Below are 18,366 nucleotides of genomic sequence, written 5' to 3'. Positions count from 1 at the left end.
TCCTCGTGGGATCGCGGTGAAAAGGTAGGCGGTCTTGTGGACCGCCGTCCATTCTCCCCTGCGTCCTCGCCGGAAGCAACGGCGTCCGTACCTCAGTGGAAGAAGTGCCGCTCCCCGGTGAAGTACATGGTCACTCCGGCCGCCTTCGCCGCCTCGATGACCTCTTCGTCTCGGATGCTCCCGCCGGGCTGCACGATCGCGCGCACGCCGCCGTCGATGAGGATCTGGGCGCCGTCCGCGAAGGGGAAGAACGCGTCCGACGCGGCGACCGACCCGGCCGCGCGGTCGCCGGCGCGGCTCACGGCGAGCCGGCAGGAGTCGACCCGGTTGACCTGGCCCATGCCCACGCCGACGGAGGCGCCGTCGTGCGCGAGGAGGATGGCGTTCGACTTCACGGCGCGGCACGCCTTCCAGGCGAACTCGAGGTCGGCGCGCGTGGCGGCGTCGGCCTCGTCGCCCGCGACCAGCGTCCATCCCGCGGAGGAGAACTCAGTGAACCGGTCGCTGTCCTGCACGAGGACGCCGCCCGAGATCTGGCGGAACTCCGTCAGCGCCCGCGCGTAGTCCTCGGGCAGCTGCAGGATGCGCAGGTTCTTCTTGGTCTGGAGCAGCTCCAGCGCCTCCGGCTCGAACGCCGGGGCGATCAGGACCTCCGTGAAGATGCCCTTCACGGTCTCCGCCATCGCGAGCGTGACCGTGCGGTTCGCCGCGATCACCCCGCCGTATGCGGACACCGGGTCGCACTCGTGCGCCTTGCGATGGGCGTCGGCGATGTCGTCGGCGACGGCGATGCCGCAGGGGTTCGCATGCTTGATGATCGCGACGGCCGGCTCGGCGAAGTCGTACGCGCTGCGCAGTGCCGCGTCGGCATCCACATAGTTGTTGTACGACATCTCCTTGCCGCCGAGCTGGGTGGCCTGGGCGATGCCGCGTCCCGTCGGGTCCGCGTAGAGGGCGGCGGCCTGGTGGGAGTTCTCGCCGTAGCGGAGCGTCTGCTTCAGCTCGGCGCGCACCTCCCAGCGCTCGGGGAAGTCGTCCGTGGTGGGCGCCTCGCCCGCGAACCACGCGGCGACCGCGCCGTCGTAGGCGGCGGTGTGCGCGAACGCCTTCGACGCCAGCTCGCGGCGCTGGTCGAACGTGGTGCCGCCCGCGGCGACGGCGGCGATGACGTCCGCGTAGTCCGACGGCGACACCACGATGGCCACGTTGGCGTGGTTCTTGGCCGACGCGCGGACCATGGCCGGGCCGCCGATGTCGATCTGCTCCACCACGTCGTCGCCGACCGCGCCGGAGGCGACCGTCTCGACGAACGGGTAGAGATTGACGACCACGAGCTCGAACGGCTCGATGCCGAGGTCCTTCAGCTGCTCCTCATGCGAGGCGAGCCGCAGGTCGGCGAGCAGTCCCGAGTGGATGGCCGGGTGCAGCGTCTTGACCCGGCCGTCCAGCGACTCGGGGAAGCCGGTCACGCTGGCGACGTCGGTGACCGGGTGCCCGGCATCCCGGATGGTCTGTGCGGTCGACCCGGTGGAGACGATCTCGACGCCCGCCCCGGCGAGCGCCGCGGCGAGGTCGAGGAGCCCGGTCTTGTCGCTGACCGAGACGAGGGCACGGCGGATCGGGACGACGTCCCGCTCGCGGTACAGGCTGGGGTCGTGGCGGGGTCCGCTCATGCTCGGGCAAGCTCCTCGAGGTCGATGTGTCCGTTGGCGATGTCGAGCACGGCGTCGATGAGCAGCCGTCGCTCCACGGGTTTGATGCGTTCGTGCAGGGCCGCTTCGGTGTCTCCGGGCAGCACCTCCACGCGTTCCTGGCTGATGATCGGACCGGCGTCGACGCCGTTGTCCACCACGATCAGGCTGGCCCCGGTCTGCGTGACTCCCGCCGCGAGGGCGTCGCGGACGGCGTGCGCCCCCGGGAACTCGGGCAGGTAGGCCGGGTGGGTGTTCAGGAGGTTGGGCGAGAGCGCCTCGACCACCCGCGGCGGCACCAGGCGCATGAAGCCCGACAGGATGGTGAGGTCCGGCTCCCACTGCCGGATCTGCTCCAGGAGCGCGTCGCCCCACTCCTCACGGCTCGGGTACGAGGTGTAGGGGACGGTGAAGGTCGGGATGCCGAAGCGCTCGGCGTGCTCGAAGCCGTCGGCGTCGCGGTCGGCTCCGACGGCGACCACGCGCGCGGGGAACTCGGCGTCCCCGGCGGCCTCCAGCAGTGCGCGCAGGTTTGAGCCACCGCCGGAGATCAGGACCACAATCGTGAGCACTCCCCCAGCCTAGCGGCGAGTGCGGGGCCCGGATGCCCGGGCCGCGTCAGCGCCGGTCGCGCGCCCCCATGACCAGCCCGACGACGGCGCCGACCGCCACCTCGGCGGCGGCGAGCGCTCCGACCAGCCACGGATGCGGTCCTACGTCGTGCAGCCGCCCGGGCCCGAACGAGCCGGAGGACCACCATGCCAGCAGCCCGAGCTGCACACCCGCGACGACGCCGATGCCGACGGCGGTCAGGATGCGCCCGCGCAGGTCGTGCAACGCGGCCACGGCCCCTCCGGTGCGCGACCGCAGGAGCGCGGCCGAGAGGAACCCGGCCAGCAGCGGGACGACGAGCCCCACCAGGCCGAACGCCACCCCGCCGGTCGGGATGGCCCCGAGCAGCGGGAGCCCCGGAACGGGCCCGAGCTCGGTGCCGAGCGGGCCGACCGACGAGCCGGTCCCGATGGCGAATCCGGGCCCGATCAGCCACGACGCCGTCCACACGACGAGGTTGGGCAGCACGGCCAGCTGCCCGACAGTCAGCGCGATGCCTCCGGCGACGCCGGTCTGCAGCTGCTCGTAGAGGCTGATGATGGTGCCGTAGTGGCCGAAGATGAGGAGCGCGAGCAGCAGGGCGGCGATGCCGATGACGACCGCGGTGGCGGCAGAACCGGCCCGCAGGGCGGCGAGTGCTCCGGAACGGAGCGCACCGGGCACTTCGATGGTGGTCGTGCGGCTGCGCAGCGCCGACAGGACGGCGCCGCCGGACGAGGATTCACCGGCCGCCCTCTCGCGTGATGCTCCCGGGGATGCGTCGGCGCGCGCGCCGGTTTCGCCATCCTCCGGCGCCGGTCCGCGCAGCGCAGCGAAGCCGAAGCCCACGGCGATGCCCAGCGCGTAGACGAACGGCGGCAGCACGATCCCCTGCCAGACCGAGGGCTGCGCGATGGCGGACCCCGACGACAGCACGACGAGCGTGGAGATCACTGCGAAGGCCGCCACCGCACTCAGCGCCCCGATCAGGCGCTCGTCCGTCTCCGCGGCGCGCAGGCCGGTGCGGACGCCGAGACCGACGGTGAGCGCCGCGAATCCGAGAAGCGCGATGGTCACCTGGAAGGGTGCGGCGGCCGCGGGCAGCCCCAGCTGGGCGACGGTCTGCGGGTCGAGCGCCACGGTCAGGTTCACGCCGTGCCCGACCAGCCAGATGTCCGCTGCCGAGCGCCACACCACCGTGAAGTCCGCGCCCAGGTGGTACTGCGCGGCCCAGAGGATGGTGATCGGGACGAGACAGATGCCCAGCCCGATGGCGGCCACGATGAGCGCCTCCAGAGCGGCGAGCAGGGCGACGGATGTGCGACTCATGACCGAACGGAGCCTACCGGCGGCGCGGTCGCGCGCACCGTCGACACTTCGGCGCTCAGGAGACCGTGACCACCGGCGTCTCCTCGTCGGCGGTTTCGGGCACGGTGATCACGGGACGCTGCAGCAGCTCGAGGATGGCGACGACGAGCGCCGCGAGCACCAGCGTCCAGATGATGAGCGACGGGGTGAGCGGCCGGACGAAGAGCACCACCGCTGCCGCGATCACCGCCACAGCAGTGCGGAGCAGGACCCGCTGCGCGTACATCCACTCGCCGACGCGACCGGTGGTGATCCCGTGCGACTCGGCCGACCGGCGCACCCAGGCGACGCCGTCGCCGAAGAACCCGCGGAGGCGCCGGGGCACGCCGAAGGGCCCGGCGTACCAGCCGACGAGGGCGACCGCGATGGCGAGCACCAGGACGGCGACGGCGGTCGCGATCATCGCATCCGTCACCGTCGAGTAGAGCGTCTGGGCGAGCCCCGAGGGCACCAGCGAGGGGGATGCGCTGGCGACGAACACGAGCCTCGCGACGGCGATCGCCCCGAGCGTCAATGCCATCGCCAGCCCGAGGGCGATGGACGCCCACACGAGGGCCAGCGCGCGTCGCCGGGCGACGATGACGCCGAGGGCCAGCAGCCCGATGGCCACCCAGGGAAGCCACGCACCGGCCGCGATCGACAGGCCGTAGAGCAGCTGCAGGGTAGGGATGGACGAGTTCTGCGCCACGGTGATGGTGCGGTCCACGGTCGGGATGCGCGAGGCGAAGGTGAGCCCCTGATCCACCAGCAGCTGTTTCACCCGCGCGACTATCGGTGCGAGCTGGATGCCGACGGAGCCGTCCGCTCCCACGGTGACGGCCGCCTTCGGGTTGTTCTGCATCGTCGCGATGAGCTGGTCGTGACTGGTCCGCAGCGCCTGCTGCCACACCTGCGCGAAGGCGTCGGACGCCACGAAGCGCTGCACCGTCGACTGCATCAGCGACACGATCCCCTGCGCGAGCGGCGCCTTCAGGGACTCGAGCGCCTTCGTCGCGACGGGCCCGGTGCCGAGCCCCGTGATCCCGTCGATCACCTGACCGGTGATCTGCTCGACGTCGACGTGCTGCTGCACCGCTTTGACCGTCTGGTCGGTGACGAACGCCTGAACGTCCGGGTCGTGGGCGAGCGGCGCGTACGTCGCTACGAACGTGTCGGTGTCGGTCAGCTGGACCTTCGCCCACGAGGACACGACGGCGAGCGGCGCCAGGACGGAGCCGAGCACGATGAGGACCGTCGCCAGCAGCGTCCACGCCCAGCTGCGCCGGTGCTTCACCGGGGTCGACGCCACGGTGGCGGGCGCTCCCTCCACCTGTTCCTCGGTCATCCTCGAACGCAGGGACGCGTTCTCCTCCTCGAGGGCTGCGATGCGCTGCAGCAGGTCGGTGGTATTCGTCGGGCGAGCCATCAGGGCCCCCTTCCGCCGTCACGGTGCGCTCACTGTAGCGCCGGGCATGCGGATGTGGGCAGGCAGTATTCGCGGCCTCTCGCCTGACGCGGGGAAGGCCGGGACCACGGGGGTCCCGGCCTTCCGGATGCGCGTTGCGCCGGTGTCGACGCAGTCGCCTTACAGCGCGGCGTACACCTCGCGGAGCAGCTCGGCGGTCTCGGACGGCGTCTTGCCGACCTTCACACCGGCGGCCTCGAGGGCCTCCTTCTTCGCCTGTGCGGTGCCGGCGGAGCCGGAGACGATGGCGCCGGCGTGGCCCATGGTCTTGCCCTCCGGGGCGGTGAAGCCCGCGACGTAGCCGACGACCGGCTTGGTGACGTTCGCCTTGATGAAGTCGGCCGCGCGCTCCTCGGCGTCGCCGCCGATCTCGCCGATCATGACGATGGCCTTGGTCTCGGGGTCGGCCTCGAACGCCGCGAGTGCGTCGATGTGCGTGGTGCCGATCACCGGGTCGCCGCCGATGCCGATCGCCGTCGAGAAGCCGAGGTCGCGCAGCTCGTACATCATCTGGTAGGTCAGCGTGCCCGACTTGGAGACGAGTCCGATCGGGCCCTTGCCGGTGATGGTGGCGGGGGTGATGCCGACCAGCGACTCGCCGGGCGTGATGATGCCGGGGCAGTTCGGGCCGATGATCCGGGTCTTGTTGCCCTTCTCCTTGGCGTAGGCCCAGGCCTCGGCGGAGTCCTGCACCGGGATGCCCTCGGTGATGACCACGAGCAGCGGGATCTCGGCGTCGATGGCCTCGACCATCGCATCCTTCGCGAACGCCGGCGGCACGAAGATGATCGACACGTCGGCGCCGGTCTTCTCGATCGCCTCGACGACCGTTCCGAAGACGGGCAGCTCGACATCGCCGTGGGTGACGGTCGTGCCGGCCTTGCGGGCGTTGACGCCGCCGACGACCTGGGTGCCGGCCTTCAGCATCAGCGCGGTGTGCTTGGTGCCCTCGCCGCCGGTGATGCCCTGGACGATGACCTTGGAGTCCTTGTTGAGGAAGATAGACATTCTCGTTCGTCCTTCGCTTACTTCGCGGCCAGCTCGGCGGCCTTGTCGGCGCCCTCGTCCATGGTGAGTGCGAGCGTCACCAGCGGGTGGTTCGCATCCTTCAGGATGCGGCGGCCCTCGTCGACGTTGTTGCCGTCGAGGCGGACGACCAGCGGCTTGTTGGCCTCGTCGCCGAGGATCTCCAGCGCCTTCACGATGCCGTTCGCGACCGCGTCGCAGGCGGTGATGCCGCCGAAGACGTTCACGAACACGCTCTTGACCTGCGGGTCGTTCAGGATGACATCCAGGCCCGCGGCCATGACCTCGGCGGACGCGCCGCCGCCGATGTCGAGGAAGTTCGCCGGCTTGACGCCCTGGTGCTTCTCGCCCGCGTAGGCGACGACGTCGAGGGTCGACATGACCAGTCCCGCGCCGTTGCCGATGATGCCCACCTGGCCGTCGAGCTTGACGTAGTTGAGGTTCGCCGCCTTGGCCTTGGCCTCCAGCGGGTCGGCCGCGTCCTTGTCCTCGAGCGCCTCGTGGTCGGGGTGACGGAAGTCGGCGTTCTCGTCGAGGCTGACCTTGCCGTCGAGGGCGATGACGTCGCCCTCCTCGGTGAGGACGAGCGGGTTGACCTCCACGAGCGTCGCGTCCTCGCCGGTGTAGACCTCGTAGAGCTTCACGAAGACGTCGGCGACCTTCTCCACCAGCTCGTCCGGGAAGCCGGCGGCCTGGGCGATCTCGACGGCCTTGGCGTGGTCGATGCCGCCGCGGGGGTCGACCTCGACCCGCGCGAGCGCCTCAGGCTTCTCGACGGCGAGCTGCTCGATCTCCATGCCGCCCTCGACGCTGGTCAGCGACAGGTAGGAGCGGTTGGCCCGATCGAGGAGCACCGAGAAGTAGAACTCACGAGCGATGCGGGCGCCGCCGGCGACCATCACGCGGCGCACGACGTGACCCTTGATGTCGAGGCCCAGGATGGCCTTCGCGGCCTCTTCGGCCTCATCCGGGTTCTTGGCGACCTTGACGCCACCGGCCTTGCCGCGGCCGCCGGTCTTGACCTGCGCCTTGACGACGGTCACGCCGCCCAGCTTCTCGGCCGCTGCTCGCACCTCCTCCGGGGTGTCTGCGACGATTCCCGGAAGCACCGGGACCCCGTACTTCTCGAACAGGTCTCTGGCCTGGTACTCGTATAGATCCACGGTTATCCAATCCGCTGGTGGTCCGGTGCGCTCGTGGCTGCCGGCTGATTTCTCCGGGCGGTCCGACGCGAGAATAGCTCGACGCCGAGATAAATTCGCCAGGAAGAACTTTAGCGCGTCCCCCTGAACGGCCCGAAACCGGGGATGTGCTCACAGGTGCCCGGGATGTGCGGTTATCCACCGATTCCGGGGTCTCCCGACAGCGGACCTCGCCGGCCAGCGACGGTGGATGCATGACGCATCGACCCTTCTCCCTCATCACGGCGGTGGCGCTCGCCGGCCTCGCCGTCTTCCTCGGCGTCCTCCAGGCGGTCGTCGCCGGAGCCGCACCCGCACGGGCACTCGCCGGTGACGGGACGGAGCCCGGATACCGGTCCGCCGACGGCTGGTGGATCGGCGCCTACCACTTCGACGACGGGGCGCTCGGCTTCTGTCTCAACCCGGGCAAGGTGTCGCCGACCGGAGTGACCTACACCTATGCCGATCGGCCGGGATGGGCTGGTGGACGCCGGAACAGTCGGCGGTGTTCGCCTACATCGCCCGCACGTGGGCAGGCGCCGGCGACCGCCTGACCGCCGCCTCGGGCCAGCTGGCGACCTGGATCTACGCCGGGATGTCCGACGCCGATGCCCGCGGTCACGCGGCTCGGGCAGGCGCCGACGCGGACGCCGTCTACGAACGTGCCGGGCGGATGCTGGCCGAGGCACGGGTGCAGGCGTCCACCGGCGTCCACGCTGCGGCGATCGTCGAGCTCGCCGAGTCCGGACCGGGCCGGGTGCGCGTGGAGCTGACCGTCGACAGGGTCAGTGGTCCCGAGGTGCTGCCGCCTGGGGCGCATCCCGTCGCCGTGACCCTGACCGGCGCCGCCTTCGACGACGGCACCACTCAGCGCTCGGTGCCCTCGGGGACCGACATCCCGATCACCCCGACGGGGACGGCCGCGAGCACCACCGTCAGCGCCGCAGCGACGACCGACGGCCTGCCGTACGGGAACCGCCTGACCGTCGCCCTTCCGACCGTGGATGCGCAGGCAGTGCTGATCGCGCAGCCGTCCTCCGCCAGCGCTCAGGCGCAGACCGAGGCGACCGGTCCGTCTCCCCTGCCGTTCCAGCCGCGAGTCGAGACGCAGACCACAGCCGCCCAGGCGCACCCGGGTGCGGAGGTGGCCGACCGGCTCACGGTCACGGTCGAGGAGGGAGACGGCTTGCTCCCGTCGTGGGGCGTGCGCGCGGCGGGCGACGGCTTCGAGCCCGTCGAAGCCGTCGTGGAGAGCACGCTGTACGGCCCCTTCTCCGACGCGATCGCGGAGGCTGAGAAGCCACCCGTCGGAGCGCCGACGGTCTGCACCGTCGAGACGGCCATCCATGACACGGGTGAGTACGTGACGCCGCCCTGCACCGTCCCGGCCGACGGCTACTACGTCTGGACGGACCGGATCGACCCGTCTCGCGTCGCGGTCGCCGACGGCGGCGGTCGTCTGCGGCCCTGGGTGTCCCGTTTCGGCGTCGCGACGGAGATCACACGGGTCTCGTCGGCGCCGGTCGCGGTCGCGCCGGTCCCGGTCGCGCCGGTCCCGGTCGCGCCGGGCTCGACGGCCAGCCTGGCGACGACCGTCGTGCTGGCCGACACCGGCGCCGACGTCGGTAGGGACATCGGCCCCGCAGCCCTATCCAGCCTCGGAGCGACCGCGACCGGCGTGGCCATGCTGGTCATGTCGCACATGCGGCGCGACCGGCGGAAGGGGCGCGCACCCCGCTTCGGACGTGCGCGTCCCCGGCGGGCACGGTCCACCTGGATCTCACTGTGAACGACGGCGTGCTCTCCGCTGCTTCGCAGGCGGAGTGGGCACCATGGAGCCGTGCCTCGCTCCCGCACCCGACCCGTGGATGCCCGCGATATCGCGGCGGAAGCGATAACGCTCGCCGGAGGCGGACGCGCGCTGCTCCTTCAGATCGCCCATCCTGCGGTGGGCCGTGGCGTCGTGGAGCACAGCGACTTCGCCACGCGGCTGATGGACCGTTTCGATGCCACGATCCTCTATCTGACCGCGTCGATGTTCGGCTCGCCCGAGGAGGTCGGGGCCATGCGGCGAGCGGTGAATCGGGCGCATGCGCCGGTCCGCGGCGGAGAGGGGACGACGCCGTACAACGCGTTCGACCCGGAGCTGCAGGTGTGGGTGGCGGCGACGCTCTACCAGACGATGATGGACCTCCACGGTCGGGTCTTCGGCGAGCTGAACGCAGACCAGGCGGACTCCGTGTACGAGGACTTCGTGCACGCTCTGTCCAACCTGCAGCTGTCGCCGGAGCACTGGCCGGCATCGCGGCGGGATTTCGACCGGTACTGGGACGACATGCTCCCGACCCTCTCCGTGGACGAGGAGGTGCTGACGGTGTCGCGCCAGATCCTGTACCCGCGAGGCGTCCCCTGGGGGATGCGCCCGGCTCTGCCGCTCCTCCGGCTGCTCACCGCCGGTCTGCTGCCTCCCGAGGTGCGAGCCGAGTTCCGGCTCGACTGGAGCGAGGGCAGGAGACGGCGATTCGACCGCCTGCTGCGCTTCACCGCGGTCCTGTACCCGCGGCTCCCGTCGAGGCTGCGTCGGCTTCCCCACGAGCGGTACCGGGCCAAGCTGCGGTCGGCAGTCGTCACGTCCTAGGGCGCGAGTCCCCGCCGTCGCTCGAACCCACGGGCGAGGAGCACCAGGACGATGCCGATCCCGGCGCCGAGAACGGTCTCCAGCACTCGATCGATGACCAGCGTTCCGATCGGCGTGGGATTCGCGAGGTGCGACACCGACAGCGCGAGCGGCGTGATGAACACGAGCGCAGCACCATAGTGCCGCGCCACCAGGATCTCGGCGAAGAACTGGCACACCACGATCACGGCGATGACGAAGGCGGCCGGAGGCGACCAGCTGAGAAGCACGGCGGTGACGGCGACGCCCACGACGGTCCCGACGATCCGGTGCAACGAGCGCGAGATCGAATGGGCCGCCCGCGCAGGCGGGATCACAGCCACGACGCTCACGACCGCCCAATACGCGTGCCCGAAGCCGAACGCCAGCGCGATGCCGCCCGCCAGGAGAACGCCGACGACGTTCTGCACAACGGTCAGCCACACGCGCGGGTCGCGCAGAGCTGCCGTGTCGATGCCGGGGCGACGCCGAAGCTCGGTGACCAGACCGCTGCGCGCCAGGAGTCCCTGCGAGGCACCGGGGATCCGGCGGATCGCCCAGCCCGACATCGTGAGCAGCCAGGCGAACGCCGCGCTGACCGCCGCCAGCCCGAGGCGGGGCAGCACGTCGGCGGGAGCAGTGGGTATCGCGGCACACACCAGGAGGGCGAAGACGAAGAACAGCGACTGCGGAGGAACGATCTGGAACACCGTGACGAACAGCGTCCCGCCACCGACGACCACGACGAGCGCGACCGCGACGAGCGGCAGGGGCTCGCCCGCCACCGCGAGGCCGATTCCCGCTGCGATGCTCGCCAGCAGCGCGATCGCCGCGACGGTGAGCGTGCGCACCCGGTACCGGTACGGCTCGTTGCGCCCGTACAGGGCAGTGAAGGCGCCGAATGTGGCGTACGCGGTCAGGTCGAGCCGACCGACCGCGAACAGCACCGACAACGGGACGGCGACCGCCAGCGCGGCCCGCAGTCCCACCTCCAGATTCCGGGGACCGGAGACGGCCCTCACAGCTTGTCGATCGGAGCGATCTTGATGAGGAGCTTCTTCGCGCCCACCTTCTCGAACTGCACGTGCGCGACGCGCTTGGCGCCCTGCCCGGTCACGGCCGTGACGCGGCCCTCGCCGAAGTCGGCGTGCCGGATGCGGTCGCCCGGCTCGAGCTCCAGGTCGCCGTTGTCGCGGACCTTGCCGGTGACCCGGTTCGGCCACTCCGCCTTCGGACGCTCCTGCCGGAACGTCGAGGCGGAGAGCGGGTCGTTCCAGCCGCCGGAGCCGTCGCCGGAACCAGCGCCGAGGCCGGGCCGGCGCGCGTTGAGCGCGCGCGACTGCGTGCCACCGCGACCGTTCGCCGAGCCGGGAGACTGCCGCCAGTCGATGAGGTCTGCGGGGATCTCTTGGAGGTAACGGCTGGGCATGGCGACCGCTGTCTCGCCGAACTGCGCGCGGGTCATCGCGAGCGACAGGAAGAGCCGCTTCTTCGCCCGCGTGATGCCCACGTAGAACAGCCGGCGCTCCTCCGCCGGACCGCCCGGCTCGTTCGCCGACATCCGGTGCGGGAGGAGATCCTCCTCGATCCCGGTCAGGAACACGGCGTCGTACTCGAGCCCCTTCGCCGTGTGCAGCGTCATGAGCGACACGGAGCCGCTCGAGTCGTCGATCTCATCGGCGGCCGCCACGAGCGACACCTCGGTGAGGAAGTCCACGAGGGTGCCGTTCGGGTTGTTGCGCGCGAACTCGCGCGTCACCGCGACCAGCTCGTCCACGTTCTCGGCGCGCGCCTCATCCTGCGGATCGCGGCTGTTGCGCAGCACCTCGAGGTACCCGCTGCCGTCCAGCAGGAAGGTCAGTACGTCGGCGACCGGCGAGATGCCCGCAGGGTTCGACGGGTCGATCTTCGCCGCCGCCTCGTCGAGCAGGTTCGACAGCTGCAGGATCGCGTTGGTGACTTTCGGCCCGAGTCCCAGCGATCCGGCGTCGCGTATCGCCGCCCGGAAGGTCAGTCCGTTGTCCTCCGCATAGCTCGCCAGCTGCGTCTCGGTCGCCGGTCCGATTCCCCGTTTCGGCGTGTTCAGGATGCGGCGGAGCGCGAGCATGTCATCCGGGTTGGCGACCGTGATCAGGTACGCCATCGCGTCCTTGATCTCGGCGCGCTCGTAGAACTTCGTGCCGCCCATCACCTTGTAGGGCAGCGCCGACCGGATGAAGATCTCCTCCAGGGCACGCGTCTGGGCGTTCGTCCGGTAGAAGACGGCGATGTCCTTGTAGTCCATCCCCGCGGAGTGCAGCTTCTCGATCTCGTCGGCGACGAACTGCGCCTCGTCGTGGCCGGAGTACCCCGTGTAGCCGATGATCTTCTCGCCGTCGCCGACGGCGGTCCACAGCTTCTTGTCCTTGCGGTCGAAGTTGTTCGCGATGACGGCGTTGGCCGCGCTCAGGATGTTCTGCGTCGACCGGTAGTTCTGCTCCAGCAGCACCACCTTCGCACCGGGGAAGTCGCGCTCGAACTCGACGATGTTGCGGATGTCCGCCCCGCGGAACGCGTAGATCGACTGGTCCGAGTCGCCGACCACCGTGAGCGACGCAGGCGGGATCAGTCCCGCCGCGTCGCGCAGCGGGCGGACGTTGCGGCCGTGCGCCTCCAGGTCGTCGACGATGTCGGGCGCCACCGGCATGGTCAGCTCGCGGATGAGCGAGTACTGAGCGTGGTTCGTGTCCTGGTACTCGTCGACGAGGATGTGCCGGAAGCGGCTCTGATACAGGGCGGCGACCCGCGGGAACGCGCGGAACAGGTACACCGTCTCGGCGATCAGGTCGTCGAAGTCGAACGCGTTGGCCCGGCGGAGCTCGCGCGTGTACTGACGGAAGATCTCGAGGAACATGACCTCTTGCGGGTCGCTCAGATTGGCGGACCGCGCGTGGGTCTCGAGGTCGGTCAACTCGTTCTTCAGCTTCGAGATGCGGTTGGCTGCGCCTCCCACCGTGAAGCCGAGGGTGTCGGCGTCGAGTTCCTTGATGATGCGCTTGAGGAGGGCCCGGCTGTCGCCCGAGTCGTAGATCGTGAAGCTCGGGGTCTTGCCGATCGTCTCGGCCTCGCGCCGCAGGATGCGCACGCACGCGGAGTGGAAGGTCGAGATCCACATGCCCTGCGCCTTGCCGCCGAGCAGCTGCTCGACGCGCTCGCGCATCTCGTTCGCGGCCTTGTTCGTGAACGTGATCGCCAGGATCTCGCTCGGCCACGCCTCGCGGCTCTCGATGAGCCCGGCGATGCGGCGGGTGAGCACGCTGGTCTTGCCGGAGCCGGCGCCGGCCACGATGAGCAGCGCCTGCCCGCGGTACTCGGCAGCTTCGCGCTGCTGCGGGTTGAGGCCGGCGAACAGCCGCTCGCTCGGCCCACGCCAGTGCCCGGAACCCTCCTGACCGGCACCGGACCCGCCCGAGCCTCCGCCCGAGCGGCTCCCCTCGGCCGGGGTGCGGTCCGCACCGTCGCCCTGCCACCCGTCCAGGATGATCGGGACGGAGGAGGGGGTGGTCTGCGGGGCGTCGGGGAGGCTCGTCATGTCTCCGTCGATTTTAGTCGCTGCCACCGTCATTCGGCCGGGAGTCCCCCGCGCCCGGTCCCGCGGCGCCCGCCACGCCCGCGGCGCCTGCGACGCCCGCGGCCCCTGTGCCGCTCAGCGGTTGTCGCGCACCGACACTGCGAGGTCGGGATGATCGGCGAAGACCCCGTCCACCCCCGAGTGGAGGAGGATCGAGTAGTAGCGGCGCCAATCGCCCCATTCGGTGTCCGTCGACGAGGTGCGGAACTCGGGGGGCAGCATGCCGTTCTCGGGCCGGAGCGTCCAGCAGAACACGGCGAGTCCGGCCGAGTGCGCCAGGTCGACCAGATCCGAGGTCACCGCTCCGACGTCGGCCGCGTCCTCCTCGCCGAACAGGGCGACCGAGACGGACCCCGACGACAGCACCTGGCTGGTCTCCACGCTGATGCCGTCGACCCGGTGCGCGGGCGACGCCGCCGCCGATCCGAGCGCGTAGAGCCCGCGCAGGCTGACATCGGTGTCGTAGCCGGGAGCGGACGATCCCAGCGCGGCCACCCGGTCCGCCGGCGCTCCCGAGCTCTCGACGAGGTAGACCCGGCGTCCCCGGAAACCGCGGTCGTGCAGTGTGCCGAGCACGGTCCGCTCGAAGCTCTCGACGACGACTCCCGACCGGTCGTTCCAGCCCGCGTCCGCGAGCTCCGCCAGGAACAGCTCGTCGAGCGGGAGCCCGGCGGCCGCGAAGTACGTCGCGTGCTTCAGCTCGGCGACGAGTCCGGGCGACCCGGGCGTGGTCCTGCCGCCGCCATCGCGGCCGCCGCCGTCGCGGCCGGCCGCCTCGGCCGTGCGGTCGATCAGCTCGAGGAGGTCGCGAAGCCGCAGCAGCGGGTAGTGCCCGTCGAACGTGGAGCTCGCCTGACGCAGCTTCGGGATGCGCTCCCGCGCACGCAGGACGGAGAGCTCCGCCCACGTGAAGTCCTCCGTGAACCACCCCGTCAGCTCGACGCCGTCGACCTCCTTGGTCGTGCGCCGGTCGGCGAACTCGGGATGGTCGGCCACATCGGTCGTCCCGGAGATCTCGTTCTCATGGCGGAGCACCAGGACGCCGTCGCGGGTGGCCACGATGTCCGGCTCCACGGCATCCGCCCCGAGCTGGAAGGCCAGCTCATAGGAACCGCGCGTGTGCTCGGGCCGGTACCCGGGGGCACCCCGGTGCCCGATGACCACGGGGGCGGTTCGAGCTCGCATGGCCCGATCCTAGCCGGGCGCCACGCCGCGCCCGGGGATGCCAGAATCGTCCCGTGCCCGCCGACCCGAACGCGACCGCCGCCACGTCATGGACGGAGCCCGCCTCGCGGCTCCCCCTCCGCTGGGGCTCCTACCGTGCGCGTCTGGTGACAGGCCTCGCCATGCTCGTGGTGGGCACCGCGTGCGTTCTCGCGACGACCGCCTACAGTCTCCCTCTGCTGCTCGTCGGGTCGCTGATGCAGCCCGCCGGCTGGGCCGTCCTGCCGTCGACCATCGGGCGCCGCGTCGCCGTCGCACTGCCGGTGCTCGGCTTCACCTGGCTCATGCTCGGCGGCGCCGGCTTCGCCTGGTGTTACGCCGTCCCGCTCGCCGCCTGGCTGCTGGTGCGGCTCCGCCCCCTGCTCTCCTTCGTCGTGCTGCTGCTGCCGATCGGATGGAGCATCGTCCTCCCCTCGTTCGTGCGCTACTACGGGCAGGGCTGGATCACGATCCTGTCGTGCAGCGTGATCATCGTGGCCGCCGCCTGGCTCGCGCGTTGGATCGCGATCCGGGCGGATTCATGGCAATCTGTCAGAACTCTCAGGAAAGAAACGAATAGATTGGACTGACACGACCGCACCCGCCTGCGGTCCCCTAAGAACGAGGAGCTCATGGCACTCAGTAACCCGGCCTTCTCCACGAACCCGGCGTTCTCCAGCAACGGCCAGGCCGCCACGGTCTCGGCCGAGAACCTGGAGCAGATGTACCAGGCGCCGTCCGCCACGTCGGTCGACACCGACCGCATGACGGTCGAGGACTCGATCGTCAAGACCGCGATCTGCTTCGTCCTCCTGCTCGCCGGCGCCGGCATCGGCTGGTTCGTCCCCGCCCTCGCCCTCCCGGCCGCGATCATCGGCTTCGTCCTGGCGCTGGTCAACATCTTCAAGCGCCGCCCGGTCCCCGCGCTCATCCTGGGCTACTCGTTCGCGCAGGGCATCTTCCTCGGCGCGATCTCGATGGTCTTCGAGGCGCAGTGGTCCGGCATCGTCATCCAGGCCGTCATCGCCACCTTCGCGGTCGTCGGTGTGACGCTCGCGCTGTTCGCGTCCGGCAAGATCCGCGCCTCCGCCAAGGCGACCAAGGTCTTCCTGATCGCGATGTTCGGTTACCTGGCCTACTCGCTGGTCAACCTCGTCCTGATGTGGACCGGCGCCACCAACGGCGCCTTCGGCCTCAACAGCGTCGAGCTCGGCAACACCGGCATCAAGCTCGGCCTCATCATCGGCCTGCTCGTCGTCATCCTCGGCGCGTACTCGCTGGTGCTCGACTTCGACGCGATCAAGCAGGGCGTCACCAACCGCGCCCCCCGCATCTACGGCTGGTCCGGCGCCTTCGGCATCATGGTCACCGTCATCTGGCTGTACCTCGAGATCCTGCGCATGCTCGCCATCAGCCGCGACTAATCGCATAAGCAAACGACGAAGGCCCGGGATGCTCACCGCATCCCGGGCCTTCTCGCGTCGACGCTTGTCGCGTCAGCGGGAGGTCACTCCCACTCGATGGTCCCCGGCGGCTTCGACGTGACGTCGAGAACCACGCGGTTCACCCCGTCCACCTCGTTGGTGATGCGGTTCGAGATCTTCGCCAGCAGGTCGTAGGGCAGGCGCGTCCAGTCCGCGGTCATGGCGTCCTCGCTGGACACGGGGCGCAGCACGATCGGGTGCCCGTAGGTGCGTCCGTCGCCCTGCACGCCGACCGAGCGGACGTCGGCCAGCAGTACGACCGGGCACTGCCAGATCTCGGCGTCCTGACCCGCGGCGGTCAGCTCGGCACGGACGATGGCGTCCGCATCCCGAAGCAGATCGAGCCGCTCCTGGGTCACCTCTCCGACGATCCGGATGCCGAGGCCCGGCCCGGGGAACGGCTGACGCGAGACGATCTCCTCCGGCAGCCCGAGCTCGCGGCCGATCGCGCGGACCTCGTCCTTGAACAGCGTGCGCAGCGGCTCCACCAGCTCGAACTGGAGGTCCTCCGGCAGGCCGCCGACGTTGTGGTGGCTCTTGATGTTCGCGGTGCCGGTGCCGCCGCCGGACTCGACGACGTCCGGGTACAGCGTCCCCTGCACCAGGAAGCGGATGGGGTCGCCCTCGCTCGCCGCTTCGGCGATGAGGTCGGCCTGCGCCTTCTCGAAGACGCGGATGAACTCGCGGCCGATGATCTTGCGCTTCGTCTCCGGGTCGCTCACGCCGGTGAGCGCATCCAGGAACTGCTTCTGGGCGTTCACCGTGACGAGCCGCACGCCCGTCGCCTTGACGTAGTCCTCTTCGACCTGGCGCGCCTCGTCCTTGCGGAGCAGCCCGTGGTCGACGAACACGCACACGAGCTGATCGCCGACGGCCTTGTGGACGAGCGCGGCCGCGACGGCCGAGTCGACGCCACCGGACAGCGCGCAGATGACGCGGCCGGAGCCGACCTGCGCCTGGATCGCGGCCACCTGGTCGGCGATCACGTTGCCGCTGTTCCAGTCGGCGGGGATGCCCGCCGCGCGGTGGAGGAAGTTCTCCAGCACGGCCTGCCCGTACGTCGAGTGCTTGACCTCGGGATGCCACTGCACGCCGTAGAGGCGGCGAGCGTCGTTCGCGAAGGCGGCGACCGGCGTGCCCTCGGTCGAGGCGAGCACCTCGAAGCCCTCGGGGGCGCGCGAGACGGAGTCGCCGTGGCTCATCCAGGCGGTCTGCTCCGCCGGCTGGCCGTCGAGCAGGACGCCCGAGTCGGAGATGCGTACCGCGGTCGAGCCGTATTCGCGCTGGCCGGTCTTCGCGACCTCGCCGCCGAGGGCGGTCGCCATCACCTGAAATCCGTAGCAGATGCCGAGGACGGGGACGCCGAGGTCGAAGATCCCCTCGTCGAGGCGCGGGGCGCCCTCCTCGTACACGCTCGACGGGCCGCCGGACAGCACGATGCCGGACGGGCGCTTGGCCGCGATCTCGGACGCCGTGACGGTGTGCGGCACGATCTCCGAGTACACGTTGGCCTCGCGCACGCGCCGCGCGATCAGCTGCGCGTACTGCGCGCCGAAGTCGACGACGAGCACGGGCCCGGAGGGATTCGCCGAGTCGGCGCCCCCCGGCTGCTCGGTGAACGGGGCGTCCGTGCTCATCGGATCGGGCCTCCTGGAATCTTCGCTAATTTGTCGCCTCCGCGAGTGTCGTGGCCTCGGCCTCCCGGCCGGCCAGGTAGGACCTCACCTGCTTGGTGATGCGCGCCTCCACGAAGAAGGACAGGAAGGGCACCACGCCGCCGAGGGCGATCATGATGAACTTCGAGAACGGCCAGCGCATCAGGCTCCACAGGCGGAAGTCCGAGAACAGGTACACGACGTAGAGCCAGCCGTGCAGGATCAGGATGCCGGTGCTCAGGTCGACACCGGTCGGCGCGACCGCGGTCTTGACCGGCACGAAGGTCAGCGCCCCGTAGTTGCTGAAGGCGAAGAGCTCGTAGCCGAGCCCGTACTTCACGACCATCTCGGCGCACAGCAGGAGCAGCATGATGCCCGTGACGTACGCGAACACCTGGTAGAACCGGAGCGCCCCGCGGATCTTCGGGAAGTCTTCAAGCTTGGGAGCGAGGGGCAT

General features: G+C 70.4%; 16 protein-coding genes. 5 read left to right on the top strand and 11 right to left on the bottom strand.

Annotated features, from left to right (window positions below; all coding sequences use genetic code 11):
* Positions 1-92: 92 nt before the first annotated feature.
* The 6 genes from purH to sucC all read right to left on the bottom strand — a co-directional run bounded on the left by purH (position 93) and on the right by sucC (position 7,283).
* Complete coding sequence (gene purH / locus ACTJI1_RS03000) at positions 93-1,673, bottom strand: bifunctional phosphoribosylaminoimidazolecarboxamide formyltransferase/IMP cyclohydrolase (protein ID WP_440741487.1); 1,581 nt, start codon at positions 1,671-1,673, stop codon at positions 93-95.
* Positions 1,670-2,263, bottom strand: coding sequence for a phosphoribosylglycinamide formyltransferase (purN, locus tag ACTJI1_RS02995; protein ID WP_310130853.1), 594 nt, complete (start codon positions 2,261-2,263; stop codon positions 1,670-1,672). Before purN ends, purH begins: the two co-directional genes overlap by 4 nt.
* Positions 2,264-2,309: 46 nt before the next feature.
* Entirely contained in the window at positions 2,310-3,611 is a 1,302-nt protein-coding gene (locus ACTJI1_RS02990; RefSeq protein ID WP_440741486.1) for a cell division protein PerM, read from the bottom strand.
* Between the two features lie 55 nt (positions 3,612-3,666).
* Complete coding sequence (locus ACTJI1_RS02985) at positions 3,667-5,055, bottom strand: hypothetical protein (RefSeq protein ID WP_440741485.1); 1,389 nt, start codon at positions 5,053-5,055, stop codon at positions 3,667-3,669.
* 159 nt (positions 5,056-5,214) lie between these two features.
* Positions 5,215-6,102, bottom strand: coding sequence for a succinate--CoA ligase subunit alpha (gene sucD, locus ACTJI1_RS02980; protein WP_018191900.1), 888 nt, complete (start codon positions 6,100-6,102; stop codon positions 5,215-5,217).
* Positions 6,103-6,119: 17 nt separating this feature from the next.
* Entirely contained in the window at positions 6,120-7,283 is a 1,164-nt protein-coding gene (gene sucC / locus ACTJI1_RS02975) for an ADP-forming succinate--CoA ligase subunit beta (RefSeq protein WP_310130860.1), read from the bottom strand.
* A gap of 233 nt (positions 7,284-7,516) precedes the next feature.
* Here sucC and ACTJI1_RS02970 point away from each other — a divergent pair, with 233 nt between their 5' ends.
* From ACTJI1_RS02970 to ACTJI1_RS02960, 3 genes are read left to right on the top strand one after another with little or no spacing between them, the layout of a single operon-like run.
* A complete protein-coding gene (locus tag ACTJI1_RS02970) occupies positions 7,517-7,855 on the top strand; it encodes a hypothetical protein (protein WP_440741484.1) in 339 nt (112 codons plus the stop codon).
* Positions 7,807-9,090 carry a hypothetical protein gene (locus tag ACTJI1_RS02965; RefSeq protein WP_440741483.1) on the top strand — a complete coding sequence of 428 codons (1,284 nt, stop codon included), beginning with the start codon at positions 7,807-7,809 and terminating at the stop codon, positions 9,088-9,090. The genes ACTJI1_RS02970 and ACTJI1_RS02965 overlap by 49 nt, the downstream gene beginning before the upstream one ends.
* A 51-nt stretch (positions 9,091-9,141) precedes the next feature.
* Positions 9,142-9,939 (top strand): oxygenase MpaB family protein, encoded by a 798-nt coding sequence (locus ACTJI1_RS02960; RefSeq protein ID WP_440741482.1) that lies wholly within the window; start codon positions 9,142-9,144, stop codon positions 9,937-9,939.
* On the opposite strand, the gene ACTJI1_RS02955 is transcribed toward ACTJI1_RS02960, so the two are convergent.
* The 3 genes from ACTJI1_RS02955 to ACTJI1_RS02945 form a co-directional block, all read right to left on the bottom strand.
* A complete protein-coding gene (locus tag ACTJI1_RS02955) occupies positions 9,936-10,946 on the bottom strand; it encodes an FUSC family protein (protein WP_440741481.1) in 1,011 nt (336 codons plus the stop codon). The genes ACTJI1_RS02960 and ACTJI1_RS02955 overlap by 4 nt on opposite strands.
* A 29-nt stretch (positions 10,947-10,975) precedes the next feature.
* On the bottom strand, positions 10,976-13,528 hold the full coding sequence (locus ACTJI1_RS02950; protein WP_440741480.1) for an ATP-dependent helicase: 2,553 nt from the start codon (positions 13,526-13,528) through the stop codon (positions 10,976-10,978).
* A 114-nt stretch (positions 13,529-13,642) separates the two neighbouring features.
* Positions 13,643-14,752, bottom strand: coding sequence for a glycerophosphodiester phosphodiesterase family protein (locus ACTJI1_RS02945; protein WP_310130866.1), 1,110 nt, complete (start codon positions 14,750-14,752; stop codon positions 13,643-13,645).
* A 53-nt stretch (positions 14,753-14,805) separates the two neighbouring features.
* Between ACTJI1_RS02945 and ACTJI1_RS02940 the strand changes: the two genes are divergently transcribed.
* On the top strand, positions 14,806-15,360 hold the full coding sequence (locus ACTJI1_RS02940; protein WP_440741479.1) for a hypothetical protein: 555 nt from the start codon (positions 14,806-14,808) through the stop codon (positions 15,358-15,360).
* Between the two features lie 42 nt (positions 15,361-15,402).
* Entirely contained in the window at positions 15,403-16,194 is a 792-nt protein-coding gene (locus ACTJI1_RS02935; RefSeq protein WP_440741478.1) for a Bax inhibitor-1/YccA family protein, read from the top strand.
* Positions 16,195-16,277: 83 nt separating this feature from the next.
* Here ACTJI1_RS02935 and guaA read toward each other — a convergent pair whose 3' ends face one another.
* Both guaA and ACTJI1_RS02925 read right to left on the bottom strand, forming a co-directional pair.
* On the bottom strand, positions 16,278-17,891 hold the full coding sequence (gene guaA / locus ACTJI1_RS02930; protein WP_310130871.1) for a glutamine-hydrolyzing GMP synthase: 1,614 nt from the start codon (positions 17,889-17,891) through the stop codon (positions 16,278-16,280).
* Positions 17,892-17,916: 25 nt separating this feature from the next.
* The gene (locus ACTJI1_RS02925; RefSeq protein ID WP_310130874.1) at positions 17,917-18,366 is read right to left on the bottom strand and encodes a DUF3817 domain-containing protein; all 450 of its coding nucleotides are present in this window, start codon (positions 18,364-18,366) and stop codon (positions 17,917-17,919) included.

Source organism: Leifsonia sp. 22587 (assembly GCF_052044215.1).
Taxonomy (GTDB): domain Bacteria; phylum Actinomycetota; class Actinomycetes; order Actinomycetales; family Microbacteriaceae; genus Leifsonia; species Leifsonia shinshuensis_C.
Note: the sequence above shows the minus strand (reverse complement) of the source record. Positions and strands in the feature narration are given on the sequence as shown.